This is a genomic window from Lysinibacillus sp. 54212, from assembly GCF_036662795.1.
GTDB lineage: Bacteria > Bacillota > Bacilli > Bacillales_A > Planococcaceae > Lysinibacillus_B.
In genome coordinates this window covers 258500-273165 of record NZ_JBAFWZ010000001.1, presented here as the reverse complement: position 1 = coordinate 273165, position 14666 = coordinate 258500, and the positions used below count along the sequence as shown (strand labels likewise).

At 37.4% G+C, this 14666-nt stretch carries 12 protein-coding genes; 9 read left to right on the top strand and 3 right to left on the bottom strand.

From position 1 onward, the window contains the following. Positions 1–209: 209 nt before the first annotated feature. The 5 genes from V4T18_RS01280 (at position 210) to V4T18_RS01260 (ending at position 4686) form a co-directional block, all read left to right on the top strand. Entirely contained in the window at positions 210–551 is a 342-nt protein-coding gene (locus V4T18_RS01280) for a DUF485 domain-containing protein (RefSeq protein ID WP_332645662.1), read from the top strand. Continuing rightward, positions 551–2104, top strand: coding sequence for a solute symporter family protein (locus V4T18_RS01275; protein ID WP_332645660.1), 1554 nt, complete (start codon positions 551–553; stop codon positions 2102–2104). Before V4T18_RS01280 ends, V4T18_RS01275 begins: the two co-directional genes overlap by 1 nt. Before the next feature lie 430 nt (positions 2105–2534). Further along, complete coding sequence (locus tag V4T18_RS01270) at positions 2535–2861, top strand: DUF485 domain-containing protein (RefSeq protein ID WP_332645659.1); 327 nt, start codon at positions 2535–2537, stop codon at positions 2859–2861. Continuing rightward, entirely contained in the window at positions 2858–4411 is a 1554-nt protein-coding gene (locus V4T18_RS01265; protein ID WP_332645657.1) for a solute symporter family protein, read from the top strand. Before V4T18_RS01270 ends, V4T18_RS01265 begins: the two co-directional genes overlap by 4 nt. 98 nt (positions 4412–4509) lie before the next feature. Next, a complete protein-coding gene (locus V4T18_RS01260; RefSeq protein WP_332645655.1) occupies positions 4510–4686 on the top strand; it encodes a hypothetical protein in 177 nt (58 codons plus the stop codon). A gap of 22 nt (positions 4687–4708) precedes the next feature. On the opposite strand, the gene V4T18_RS01255 is transcribed toward V4T18_RS01260, so the two are convergent. The 3 genes from V4T18_RS01255 to parE all read right to left on the bottom strand — a co-directional run bounded on the left by V4T18_RS01255 (position 4709) and on the right by parE (position 10432). Further along, positions 4709–5896, bottom strand: coding sequence for an MFS transporter (locus tag V4T18_RS01255; protein ID WP_332645653.1), 1188 nt, complete (start codon positions 5894–5896; stop codon positions 4709–4711). A 141-nt stretch (positions 5897–6037) separates the two neighbouring features. After that, the gene (gene parC / locus V4T18_RS01250; RefSeq protein WP_332645652.1) at positions 6038–8458 is read right to left on the bottom strand and encodes a DNA topoisomerase IV subunit A; all 2421 of its coding nucleotides are present in this window, start codon (positions 8456–8458) and stop codon (positions 6038–6040) included. Positions 8459–8461: 3 nt separating this feature from the next. Further along, complete coding sequence (parE, locus tag V4T18_RS01245; RefSeq protein WP_332645650.1) at positions 8462–10432, bottom strand: DNA topoisomerase IV subunit B; 1971 nt, start codon at positions 10430–10432, stop codon at positions 8462–8464. A 290-nt stretch (positions 10433–10722) separates the two neighbouring features. On the opposite strand from parE, the gene plsY reads away from it, so the two are divergent. The 4 genes from plsY (at position 10723) to V4T18_RS01225 (ending at position 14655) form a co-directional block, all read left to right on the top strand. Then, positions 10723–11325, top strand: a complete 603-nt coding sequence (plsY, locus tag V4T18_RS01240; RefSeq protein WP_332645647.1) for a glycerol-3-phosphate 1-O-acyltransferase PlsY — start codon at positions 10723–10725, stop codon at positions 11323–11325. Positions 11326–11399: 74 nt separating this feature from the next. Beyond that, on the top strand, positions 11400–11696 hold the full coding sequence (locus V4T18_RS01235; protein WP_332645645.1) for a HesB/YadR/YfhF family protein: 297 nt from the start codon (positions 11400–11402) through the stop codon (positions 11694–11696). A gap of 190 nt (positions 11697–11886) precedes the next feature. Next, positions 11887–13857 (top strand): methyl-accepting chemotaxis protein, encoded by a 1971-nt coding sequence (locus V4T18_RS01230; RefSeq protein ID WP_332645642.1) that lies wholly within the window; start codon positions 11887–11889, stop codon positions 13855–13857. 168 nt (positions 13858–14025) lie between these two features. Beyond that, the gene (locus V4T18_RS01225; RefSeq protein WP_332645640.1) at positions 14026–14655 is read left to right on the top strand and encodes a YczE/YyaS/YitT family protein; all 630 of its coding nucleotides are present in this window, start codon (positions 14026–14028) and stop codon (positions 14653–14655) included. The last annotated feature ends 11 nt before the right edge of the window (positions 14656–14666 follow it).

The window sequence follows — 14666 nt, the reverse complement described above, 5'->3', positions numbered from 1 at the left end:
TGACGATTCTGTTTTGTACTCGTATTTTCTACTTAGTACTTGATAATTCTATACAATTAGATTTATCTGAATTTAATATTCTGTACTTTAATTCTGAAAATTTAGTATTGCATTATAAAGATTTCTCTCCTACAATAAGGACTTATAACGGGAGGCAAACAGAAATAAACCGTTTAAAACAGAATAATAATTCATTAGGGGGAATTATAGTGGCGGAAGTAAAAACTTCAAACAACAGTAATCAAAAAAATATTGATTATGCAAAGATCGACCAAATGGAGTCGTTCAACAAGTTTGTTAAGAAAAAGCAAACGTTCCTATTCGGTACTGCTATTGCATTCTTGACATTTTACATCTTATTACCGATCCTAGCTTTCCAATCTGTATTACAACAGAAATGGTTTGGTAATATTACGGGTGTATGGGTGTACTCAGCGGCATTATTTTTAATGACAGTAATATTAGCGATTGTGTACACAATTAAAGCACCTTCATTTGATAAAGGTGTAGAGGATGTTTTAGCTGAATATGAAAGAGATGGTGGGAAATAATGAATTGGACAACAGGTGGTTTCTTCTTTGGAATCGTTGCTTTAACTCTAGTTATTACTTATATTGCAGCAAAAAGAACTTCAAGTGCTAGTGATTTCTATACTGCTGGCGGTGGATTAAAGGGCTGGCAAAATGGTTTTGCAATTGCAGGGGATTATTTATCGGCAGCTGCATTTTTAGGAGTATCCGGGGCAATTGCTCTAACAGGATTTGATGGATTCTTCTTCTCTGTAGGTTATGTAGTAGCAAACTTAGTACTTCTATATGTAATCGCAGAACCTATGCGTAATTTAGGACGCTATACGTTAGCTGATATGTTAACTGCTCGTTTCAATGAAAAACGTGTTCGCGGTGTAGCTGCAACAGGTACAATTATTATTGTAATTCTATATATGATTGCTCAGCTTGTTGGTGCTGGTGCACTTATTAAACTTCTATTTGGTCTTGAATACTGGCTTGCTGTATTAATCGTAGGTGTAATGATGACAACTTACGTATTATTCGGTGGTATGACAGCAACATCTTGGGTACAAATTATTAAAGCAGGTCTTTTATTATTCGGTACAGGCTTATTAGCCGTTTTAGTATTATCAAAATTTGATTGGTCTCTAATGAAAATGTTTGATACTATTGCAACGGATCATGGTGAGGAATATTTAAATACGGGAATCAAATATACATCGACGCTTGACTCGGTTTCAATGATGATGGCACTTGTACTTGGTACATCTGGTTTACCACATATTTTAATGCGCTTCTTTACAGTTAAAGATGCAAAAACTGCTCGCGCATCAATTACTTGGACAACTTGGATTACTGCAATCTTCTTCTCTTTAACTATTTTCTTAGGTTTTGGCGCTATGCATTTTGTAGGAATCGATGAAATTATTAAAGAAAGCGCTGCTGGTAACACAGCTGCCCCACTGTTAGCTGAATTCCTAGGTGGAGACGTATTACTTTCATTCATCGCTGCTGTTGCATTTGCTACTATTCTAGCGGTAGTATCTGGTTTAGTATTAACTGGCGCTTCGGCAATTTCGCATGATATTTATGGTGAAATTTTAAATGATGGTAAATTAACTGAGAAGCAACAAGTATTAGCTGCACGTATCGGTTCAATCTCAATTGCTATTATTTCTATTATTTTAGCGTTATTCGCGCAAAGCTTAAACGTATCGTTCTTAGTATCATTTGCATTCTGTATCGGTGCATCTGCAAACTTACCGGTAATTTTCTATACAATTTACTGGAAAAAGTTCAACTCAACAGGTGTTGTATGGGCAATTGTTACAGGTTTAGTTTCATGTTTAGTGCTTGGTGCTTTAGGTCCAAATGTATGGAATCCAGTAGAAGGAAAAGCGATCTTTGTTGGTGATCCACTAGTTCCACTTTCAGTACCAGCGATTATTACGATTCCATTAGGTTTCCTAGCTGGTTATGTAGGTTCTATTATTGGAAGCAGCAAAGTAAACAAAAAAGATGCGGAAGAAATTTACAAAGAAATCCGTGTTAAAGCAAATACAGGTGTGTCAGTTTCTGATATATCACACTAATTTTTTTACTAGCATCAGGATGAATTATCCTGGTGCTTTTTCATTTTTCTTATAAATAATTACTTATAAGACTATATTATTTTTTAAAAAATCGTTTTAATTTTATAAATCTTCTCCTATATTTATTCCTCTATTTAAAAGCAATTATTCTCTCGCTCATGTAAATAAATTATCAATCAATAGTTCAATAGAGGTTGGTATATCAACGTTCTCAGCGGTTCCCTATGAATGGTTCGCTCGTTATTTTTCTATAACATGTAATAAAAATTGTCGTTTAAACTATTTTTCTCAAAATTTTTTTTACATAATTTCTTTGAAAACTATTGCAATTGTGTGAACTCTCAAATAAAATGAAAATTGTAAAATATCTCAAGTAGAATTTTACGTACACAAAGCAGTAATTTTTAACACAATTTAGGGGGTATGTTTGATGGGGAATAATCACAAACCAGTTGTTGATTATGACAAAATTGCACAACTTGAGTCGTTCAAGAAACTGACGAAGAAAAAGAATGCTTTTCTTTGGACACTCACAGTAGTTTTCCTAGTAGCGTATATGCTATTACCGGTGTTAACATCCTATACGGATATTTTACATCAAAAAGCTATTGGTAACATTACGTTAGTTTGGTTCTATGCAGCGGGATTATTTATTATGACATGGGGATTAGCGCACTTATATGTAGCAAAAGCAAGCACGTTTGACCGTGAAGCAAAAGCAGTAATTGAAGAATATGAAGGGGGGCGTGACGCATGAATGATTTAAGCTTTACAGCCATTTTCTTCTTCGTTGCAATCGTTGGTTTAACACTTGTTATTACGTGGTGGGCGTCTAGACGTACATCATCTGCAAGCGACTTCTATACTGCTGGTGGCGGTTTAACAGGTTGGCAAAATGGACTAGCTATCGCAGGTGACTATTTATCAGCTGCTTCATTCTTAGGGATTGCAGGTTCGATCGCCCTATTTGGTTTCGACGGATTCTTCTTCTCTATCGGTTATTTAGTAGCGTACCTAGTGGTTCTTTACATCGTAGCAGAGCCATTACGTAACCTTGGTAAATTCACTTTAGCAGACATGATTACTGCACGTTTTGATAAAGCAAAGGTTCGTGGTACGGCAGCATTAAGTACAATTACAATTGTTTTATTCTATATGATCGCACAATTAGTTGGTGCGGGTGCACTTATTCAATTACTTTTAGGAATTGAATATTGGGTAGCGGTACTACTTGTTGGTGTGATGATGACAGTGTATGTATTATTCGGTGGTATGACAGCAACATCATGGGTTCAAATTATTAAAGCATGTTTATTAATGTTAGGTACTGTTATTATCTCATTCTTAGTATTAGCAAAATTCAACTTCAACATTTTAACAATGTTCGAGCAAATGAGCACTGTAACTAAAAATGGAGAAGCTTACTTAAATCCTGGTTTACGTTACACAGACGGTATTGATACAATTTCAATGCTAATTGCATTAGTACTTGGTACTGCGGGTCTACCGCATATCTTAATGCGTTTCTTCACAGTAAAAGACGCAAAAACTGCACGTTCTTCTGTAATTTGGGCTACTTGGATTGTAGGATTATTCTATGTATTAACAATCTTCTTAGGCTTCGGTGCAGCTGCATTCGTAGGAGAAGAAAAAATTATCGCTGCGAACCCTGCAGGTAACATGGCTGCCCCACTTTTAGCGGAGGCACTTGGTGGCGACATTCTATTCTCGTTCGTATGTGCTGTAGCATTCGCGACAATTTTAGCAGTAGTAGCAGGTTTAGTACTTTCGGGTGCATCTGCCCTATCACATGATATTTATGGTCAAATTATTAAAAAAGGACAAGTTTCAGAGAAAGAGCAAGTTATGGCTGCTCGTATCGGTTCGATCATTATCTCTGTTGTTTCGATCCTTTTAGCATTAGGTGCTCAAACATTAAACGTTGCGTTCCTAGTATCGCTAGCATTTTGTATTGCCGCATCTGCTAACTTACCAGTAATTATTTACACAATCTACTGGAAACGCTTTAACACTACTGGTGCTGTAACTGCAATGTTAACTGGTTTAATTTCTGCATTAGTTCTAGTAGCTGTTTCTCCAAACGTTTGGAACCCAGTTGCAGGAAAGGCAATTTTCGTTGGTGATCCATTAATCGATTTAACAAACCCAGCGTTAATTTCAGTTCCACTTGGCTTTATCGGTGGTTGGATTGGAAGCTTACTATCTAAAGAAGAAAATCCAGCAGTTTACCGTGAAGTTGATGTTAAAGCACAAACTGGTATTTCTGTACAAGACGTTTCACACTAATGGGTTAAAAGCTTCTGACTTCGGTCAGGGGCTTTTTCTTTTAGACTCCCCTACTCTTTTGCTAAAATTTCATGTACAGTATATATTGAGGTGATTCCATGTCTAATTCTGATGCAAAAAAGAAGCGGATGAAACTATTACGAAATCAACAAAAAGATGTAACAATACAACGCGGTGTAGCGGACTTTTCTACACATGAGCGCAAAACAAAAACGAAGCGAGAATCGATGGATAAAGAAATTAAAAAATATAAAAAGGATGTACGAAACGATTAAATTTCGCTTCGTACATCCTATTTTATATGGACATTGTAATATTTTTACGCTTCATAAGAATATAGAAATATGCTGTTAAGCTTAAGCTAAATAAACCAAAAACAATACCCATTGCTTGTAAACCAATTAAATCTAAAAGCGCTCCGGTAGATAATAAAATTACTTGGAATAGCATTTGATCTAACATGTTACGAAAGGAGAAGAATCGGCCATGGAAGCCTTTTGGTACTTGCTTTTGAAAAATTGTCATCGTTAATGGGAAAAAACATCCAACAGAAAAGCCAAAGATTGCAAAGGTTAATATAGCAAGTAATTTTACATCTGCAAAATACAACGATAATTCTAATGCCCCCAATATAAACGCTATTGCAAAGAGCATAGTTCCAGTTTTTACTGCCGCTTGTAAGTATTTCACTGCGTAGGCTCCAAGCATAAAGGCTATACCTTCAGCTGTATAAATCAAACCAGATAAACTAGTGGATTGATGAATTTCAGTTAATTTCATAATGACTAGATTAAACGAGCCTAAAAATAAGATTGGAATAATCATTAGTACAAGCGTCATTAACACGACTGGCTGTTCCTTTAACATAGGAAGGACTTCCTTAAAGCTCCCCTGCCCTTTTTGTCTAACGGCTGGTTGTTCAATTGTTTCTTCAAGCTTGAATACAAGTACAACGAATAACATCATAATGTACATGATTAAGGAAGCAATATAAAGCCATTTTACATCTAAATATGTTAGCATCAGCCCAGCGACCGCTGTTCCGACAATCCTTGAAACGGTACGGACATTCATATGCCAGCCATTTAACTCCATTAAATCCTTTTCTTTCACTATCATTGGAATTACTGCTTGTAATGCAGGCATAAAGAAAGAAGCTGCTATTTGTAAGCTGATTAAAAATAAAAGCATCCAAATGACAGAGTCAGTTGCTAGTGCAACAAACATAATACATACACTAATGATTCTTCCGATACTTGCCCAGATTAGAACATTTTTCTTTTTGCTGCTATCTATCAACCTTCCTGCTAATGGGCCAACGATTACCCCAGCAAGCATACCAATAGCAAGTAGGATTGATTTTTTAAAGTCTGAAGGAATGATTTCCTGCATAAAAGCAAGGTTTCCAATTATACCAGCCCATAAACCGAGCCCCACCACAAATTCCCCTATTAAAATGATCCAAACATTTCGATTCTGCCACATAAATTCCGTCCTTTATTTAGATATACGAAATAACTGCAGTGTAACGAAATTACGTTAGGAAGTCAATACGACTTTAGGTAGCTATAATTTAGTAATCGAAAAAAAGGTAATCTCATCTTCCGAGATTACCTTTAATGTGGATTATTTTTTTACTCTAGTTACACGGGCAAGTGCGCCGTCAGAAGCGGTATCAATGCGTAGGGAGCCGTTTGAGTATCGATCTGCTCGAGATAGGTTTACGACAGCAATTTCCTCCTGTACGCCCTTCTCTGTCTCAAGTAGGACCGTGTCAGAAACAGTCACGACAACTATTGCATATACGCGATGAGGATTAGATTTTAATTCTTTTAAGGTTACTACACCGCGCTTTGCTCGATTGCCAAGGTCAATTTCTGATAAGCTCATACGTTTGACAGCGCCGCGCTGCGTAACGATAACGATATCCTGCTCTGCTCCAGGCTTTAACACATTAGCAGAGGCCAAATACTCGTCATTTTTTAATTGTACGCCTTTAACTCCACCTGTTTTAACGCCAGTAACAGGAAGTTCTTCCATTGGGAAACGAATACTATAGCTTGTATTAGTCGTTAGTAATAGTTCTTGCTCAGGTGTGACGAGTGAAGCAAGAATCATTACATCGTCACCCTTCAAATTCATTGTCTTAATTGGTTTCGAATAACGTGTAACAGCATAATCAGATAGTGCTGAACGTTTAATTTGTCCGTCTTTTGTCGCTGTAAAGACGTAAACATTATCTTGTTCAAATTTTTCTATACCGATAACCGATACAATTTCTTCTTCGGCATCGAGTGGTACAATACTTGATATATGCTGGCCGAGATCCTTCCAACGAATATCTGGTAACTCATGCACTGGTTGATAAATATAGTTCCCTTTAGTCGTAAATATTAACAAATGGTGCTGTGTATTTATGTTTTCCTCATATAGTAAGTAATCCGATTCCTTCATAGCGAAATCTTTACCGTTAGATGCACTATGTGAACGAAGGCTCGTTCGTTTCACGTAGCCATCCTTTGTAACGGTCACGACGACTTCCTCACTCGGAACAAGCACATCTAATGTTAGCTTGATTTCCTCAATTTCAGCTTGAATTTGCGAACGACGTGGCTCGCTAAAGCGTTTTTTGATATCCGATAGTTCTTGTTTTATCACTTTCACAAGCTTTTTCTCGTCATTTAATATTGCTGTTAGCTGTTCAATTAGCTTCGATAGTTCATCCTGCTCTGCTCGAAGCTCTGTAATATCAGTGTTTGTTAAACGGTATAGTTGTAAGCTAACGATTGCTTCTGATTGGACTTCTGTAAACTGAAACTTCGTAATTAAATTATTTTTTGCATCGCGTTTATCCTGAGAAGCACGAATTGTTGCGATGACTTCATCTAAAATGGATAAAGCCTTCATAAGTCCTTCAACAATATGTAAGCGGTCTTTTGCTTTCATTAAGTCGTATTCCGAACGCTTTGTGACGACTTCCTTTTGATGCGCAATATACGCATCTAAAAGCAGAGGTAGGGTCATCATTGTTGGGCGACGATTATGAATGGCAATCATGTTAAAGTTATACGTTACTTGCAGGTCTGTCGTTTTATATAAATAATTTAAGATACCATGTGCCTGAACATCTTTTTTCATTTCTATCACAATACGAAGCCCTGTTCGATCAGATTCATCTCGTACTTCTGCAATTCCCTCTAAGCGTCTATCAACACGTTGCTCATCAATTTTTTTAATAAGGTTCGCTTTATTTACGTCATAAGGAAGCTCGTGTACAACAATTTGCTCCTTACTCCCTTTAATCGCTTCAATTTCAGCTTTTGCTCGAACAATGATTTTCCCACGACCAGTTTCATAAGCTTTTTTAATCCCGTCTACCCCCTGAATTATTCCTCCAGTTGGGAAATCAGGGCCCTTTAATACTGTCATGAGCTCGTCCACTGATGCTTGTGGTTTGTCCAATCTCATTAATACGGCATCTAAAGATTCTGTTAAGTTATGTGGCGGAATATCTGTTGCATAGCCTGCAGAAATTCCGGTAGAGCCATTCACAAGTAAATTAGGGAATCGTGCAGGTAAAACAGTTGGCTCAACATCCTGATCGTCAAAATTTGGTACAAATTCTACGGTACGCTTTCCGATATCACGTAGCATTTCAGCAGCAATAGCCGATAATCTGGCTTCTGTATAACGCATCGCAGCAGCTGGATCGCCATCTACAGAACCGTTATTACCATGCATTTCGATTAGCATATGGCGCGCTTTCCAATCCTGACTCATACGAACCATCGCTTCATAAACGGATGAATCACCATGTGGATGATAGTTACCGATTACATTTCCGACTGTTTTGGCAGATTTACGAAATGGTTTATCATGTGTATTGTTATCTGAAAACATCGCGTATAATATACGTCTTTGTACTGGCTTTAAACCGTCTCGTGCATCAGGTAGTGCGCGGTCTTGAATAATATATTTTGAATAGCGACCAAATCGGTCACCCATAACTTCTTCTAATGGTAAATCTTGAAAACGTTCACTCGTCATTTGTTATTCCTCCTCTTGATGGATGAATTCATTTTCTAAAATATTGGCTTCATCCTCCATACCGAAGTTTACATTGGCTTCTATCCATTTACGACGAGGTTCTACTTTATCGCCCATTAATGTTGTTACTCGTCGTTCAGCACGAGCTCCATCTTCAATCGTGACACGGATTAGCGTTCGCGTCTCAGGATTCATCGTTGTATCCCATAGCTGATCCGCATTCATCTCACCAAGACCTTTATAGCGTTGAATCACATAGCCTTTGCCAATGTTTTTGATTGCTGCTTGTAATTCGTTTTCTGTCCAAGCATATTCGAGCACTTCTTTTTTACCGCTACCTTTAGATACTTTATACAGAGGCGGAAGAGCAATATAAACTTTTCCTGCCTCTACTAAAGGACGCATATAGCGATAGAAGAATGTAAGTAGGAGTACTTGAATATGTGCACCGTCAGTATCAGCATCGGTCATTATGACAACTTTATCGTAAGCGGAATCTTCAACAGAAAAATCAGCTCCAACACCTGCTCCAATTGCATGAATGATTGTAGCGATTTCTTCATTTTTCATAATATCCTGCAGCTTTGCTTTTTCTGTATTAATAACTTTTCCGCGCAGTGGTAGAATCGCCTGGAAGCTTCGATCACGCCCTTGCTTAGCTGAACCACCTGCAGAGTCACCCTCTACTAAATAAAGTTCATTTCTTGAAGCATTTTTAGATTGTGCGGGTGTTAGCTTACCTGATAGAAGAGTATTTGCCTTTTTATTCTTTTTCCCATTACGTGCATCTTCACGCGCTTTTCGAGCTGCCTCACGAACCTGCTGTGCACGAATTGCTTTACGAACAAGTGAAGCGGATAGCTCAGCATTTTCCTCGAGCACATATAGGAGCTTCTCAGATACAACTAAATCTACAGCAGAACGTGCTTCACTTGTTCCTAGCTTCCCTTTTGTTTGTCCTTCAAACTGAAGTAGGTACTCAGGGATACGAACTGAAACAATGGCAGATAAGCCTTCGCGAATATCTGCACCTTCTAAATTTTTATCCTTTTCCTTCAGGAGGCCAATTTTTCGTGCATAATCATTAAAGACGCGTGTCAAGGCTGTTTTTGCACCCGTTTCATGTGTCCCACCATCACGTGTACGAACATTATTAACGAACGATAGGATTGTCTCGGAATAGCCATCGTTAAATTGGAAAGCAAATTCCACTTCGATTTCTTGTTGAGTGCCTTCTACGTATTTTACTGGATGCAGTACGTCCTTTTCTTCGTTTAAGTACGATACAAATGCCTCAATGCCGTTTTCATAATGGAAAACATTATGTTGACCTTCGCCACGCTTATCAATTAATTCGATTTTTAATCCTTTTAGTAAAAACGCAGACTCTCGTAAACGTTCAGCTAACGTATCATAATTAAATTTAGTGACAGAGAAGATTGAAGCATCGGGAAGGAAATGAACAAGTGTTCCTGTTTCCTTTGTTTTGCCAATGATTTCAAGAGATGATACTGGCTTTCCGCCTTGTTCAAATCGTTGACGGTGAATTTGTCCATCGCGATGAATCGTTACCTCTAAATATGTTGACAGAGCATTCACTACGGAGGAACCTACACCGTGAAGTCCTCCACTTGTTTTATAGCCACCTTGTCCAAATTTTCCACCTGCATGTAAGACTGTAAAGATAATTTCGGGTGTAGGCTTCCCCATTTTATGCATACCTGTAGGCATACCACGTCCGAAATCACGTACACTTAAGCTTTGGTCTTCATGAATTGTTACGACAATATGTGAACCAAATCCGGCTAGTGCTTCATCAACTGCATTATCAACAATCTCATACACTAAGTGATGAAGGCCTCGACCATCAGTGGAACCAATATACATCCCAGGTCTTTTTCGAACTGCTTCTAATCCTTCTAATACTTGAATGGCATCGTCATTATATGCGATCCCAGGCTGTTGTTTTGCCAAATATATTCCCCTCCAAAAAACAAACAAACGTTCTGTTGCTATTCCATCGTACTGATCGTAGCATTCACTGTCAATATTGTCTAACAGTGGTTTTAGACATTTATTGTATCATTTAAATGTGTTGTTTAAAAGTTCACGCTCTATTGGTATTCACGAAAATGGATAGGAATTCCTTCTAAAAAAATAAAAAGTAGTACAAATTGTTCCCTTCCACATCAAAAAAGTGTAAAATGTTATCACAACCTATTAGTACCAACTAATAATTTTGATTTTTGAAAGGAGCACAACTTGTGACAAATACTTTGATACTTATTTGTGCTTATGTAATCGGGTCTATTCCATCTGGTTTATGGATTGGCAAATGGTTTTACAAGACAGATATTCGTCAACATGGTAGCGGAAATTTGGGTGCGACGAATACATTCCGAATTTTAGGGAAAAAAGCAGGTATTGTTGTAACAATTATTGATGTATTTAAAGGAACAGCAGCCGTATTACTTCCACTTATGCCGTTTTTCGCAGATTCGACAATTCATCCACTAATTTTAGGGATCGTTTCAGTAGTTGGTCATATGTTCCCGATTTTTGCAGGATTCCGTGGAGGAAAAGCAGTTGCAACAAGTGCAGGTGTGTTATTAGGATATTCGTGGCCACTTTTTGTTGTACTATTTTTTACATTCTTTCTCTCTTTAAAAGTTACGAAGATTGTAAGTTTAACATCGATGATTGCTGCATCAGTAGCCCTAATTTATAGTATAGTTTATGGATTCTTTAAAGAAGACTGGGCATTATTTATTTTAGTAGCATTCCTATTTACTTTTATTTTTTATCGCCACCGAGAAAATATTAAACGTATTAAAGCAGGCACTGAACCAAAAGTTAAGTGGATTTAAGCTCTCTATATTAGAGGGCTTTTTTTATATTTATTAGATTGTTATGGCATAATAATACATGAGGTGATAACAGGATGAATATAATCGTAACAAATGAGGCACTACATTGGTTTAAAGACGAAATGGAAGTTAAACAAGGAGACCATATTCGTTTTTATGCACGGTACGGTGGCTCCTCCCCTTTCCATGAAGGTTTTTCAATCGGGATGAATCGTGAAATGCCACATGAAATGGGTGTAGAAGCAGTGATCGAAGGCATCCATTTTTATATAGAAAAAGCGGATGAGTGGTTTTTCAATGAGCACGATTTATATGTAACAGTAAATAAGAGGTTAGATGAGTTAACTTATGAATATAAACGGGCAGTGTGAAAAGCAGACATACTTGTTTTGAGTGCATCATTTCTAAATAAACAACGACAAAAATATAGCGTGAACCAGAGAGATATTACTTTCTAGTCCACGCTTTTTTGTGCTTTTATACCCTTAACCCGCAAAACCTATAGACGAATCGAACTATTTTTATGTTATATTGGAATAGAATGTGTAGAAAGGAGAACATATGCAATTTAACACACTAAATAAAAAGCTATTAGCTGTATTTTTATCGTTAACGATTCTTGCGTTAATAACAACAGTTACGATATTATTTTTCACCTCAACAAAAAGTTTGAATGATATGAGTGAAAATCAGCAAATCGAAATCGAACATACAGTAGAAACTCATTTTGAAGCAACCGCAGACAAACTTTTAAGCCTTTCAAAGCTCTATGCTGAAGATGAAGGCGTACTAAGTGCATTCTCTTCTGGTGATCGTAATAAAATTGAAGAAGCTTTAATCCCTATTTTTCAGCGATTACAAACAGAGCATGGTGTGACGGTATTTGAAGTCGGAGATCCTAATGGAATTGTTATATTCCGTAGCCATAAACCGGATACATATGGTGACAGTAAAACGGATTTACCAGCAATTCAGTCTACTTTGAAAGGAAATACGAGTGCTGGCTTTGAGTTTGGTAGTAGTGGGCTATCGGTTCGTGCATTTGTTCCTCTAGTTCAGAATGGTCAAATTATTGGAACGCTACAAACGGGCTTAGATGATACTTTTTTAGGTGAACTACAAGCTTTACTACCGGATATTGGCATAGATTTATATAATGAAGAAAGAACTGTTGTCGTTTCTTCTGAAAAAACGAATATCGGTCAAATACTACAAAATGATACACTGCTGGCTTCAATTCAGAAAGGCGATAAGGTTCGCTTGGACAATGATTCAATAATTGAAACGTATATGCCGATGTATGATCCGACAAACACGAAAATTATCGGAATTATACAAGCTAGTCAAGACATATCGGTTATAGCCGTTACGAAAAGACAAACTCTTATAATCGCTACTACTGTTCTACTTGCTACGATAATTGTTGTAGTGATTATTTCTTTACTATTTAGTCGTTCTATTTCCAAACCAATTAAGGCTGTTTCACAACAAATGTCTATTTTAGCAACAGGTGATCTACGTAATCGATTGGAACTTAAGAAGCCTAAGGATGAAGTGGGTGACTTGATTGAAAATATGCAGCATTTCCAAAAGAACCTACATCAAACATTCACTGAAGTAGCGGAATCTGCAACAGAGGTTTCCTCATTCAGTGAAGAATTATCCTATGCATCACAGGAAGTTGCTTCAGGTGCTACACAAATAGCAAATACGATGGAAGAGCTGGCAACAGGAACAGAAAAACAAATACTAGCAACAACAGAGTTATCAACGATAATGAATGACTATGCGGCAAAACTTCAAGATACAAGTAAGAGTGCAACCGAATTACAGCAAGGAACAGCCGAAGTTGTTGCCCTATCACATGAGGGAAGATTGTTAATTACTCACTCTAATGACCAAATGCAATCTATCTATGAAATTGTACAAAACTCAATGGAGAAAATGAAAGATTTAGATGCTAAAGCTCAGGATATTTCATCCTTTGTATCGATTATTAAAGATGTTGCTGATCAAACGAATCTGTTAGCATTAAATGCATCGATTGAAGCTGCTCGTGCAGGTGAACATGGAAAAGGGTTCGCTGTTGTAGCAGAAGAAGTTCGAAAACTTGCTGAACAAGTTGCCAAATCCGTAGATGAAATAACAATGATTGTTAGCACGATTCAACGGGATTCTTCAAATGTTAATCTATCGCTTGAGGCGGGGTTCTTGAAGGTACAACAAGGATCTAGCCAATTACAGCAAACTACAGCAACCTTTAACTCTATTAATACAGCGATGCAGGGAGTTGCTACACATGTCGAAAATATGTTGCTCAATGTACATGGAATGGCAGATGAAGGTCAAGAAATCCATGCTTCTATTCAAGAAGTAACAGTCATTACCGAACAAGCATCAGCAGGGGTGCAAGAAACAGCTGCAACTGCTATCCAATCAAGTGAATTAATCAAAGAAGTGTCAAGAGGAACAGAACAGCTCGCCTCATTGGCCACAGAATTAGATATTTTAGTAAAACAATATAAACTTTAGCTAAACTCCCCTACTAGAATTCATTCTAGTGGGGATTTTTTGACTTTGTAGCTTATAAAGTCTTTATTTTGGGAATTGGCAGAAAAATGCGGTTTGGCTCTGTCCTTAGCTATAATAAATTGTGACAGCTTAGAATTATTTCTACAACAGAGATAGAGGGATACATGCATGGAAAGACATATTTATTGGCGCAGTACATTTTTTTTATTAGGGATTGTTATTTTATCCTTTGGTATTACACTAACAATTAAAGCGAAATCAATTGGTGTAGGCTCTTGGGATGTACTTCATATTGGTCTTGCAGATACGTTTGGCTTAACAATTGGCACATGGTCTATCATTATCGGACTGATCATTTTAGCTATTGACTCCTTATTCATGAAACGATTACCGAAAATCGGCACATTTCTTGATATGTTTTTAGCGGGCATTTTTATTGATATTTTTAATGCTATCTTACCCCCTTTTACGGGATTCCTCCCACAATTACTGTCATTTTGTATTGGCTTATTGTTGCTAGGTTTTGGCTGTGGGATGTATATTGTGGCAAACCTCGGTGTAGGACCACGTGATGCTTTAATGCTACTACTTTCACATAAGCTTGGCTGGAGTGTTGGTCAGGCACGAACGACAATGGAAGTTCTCGTAGCAATTATTGGTTTCTTACTAGGTGGTCCGATTGGGGTTGGTACAGTTATTATGTCTTTTGGACTCGGACCGATTGTTCAATGGGCGCTGAAAATTAATGAAAAGCTATTCTTTGCTTTGACGGGTAAGGAAAGCTCTGCTTATAATTAAGTATGGTAACA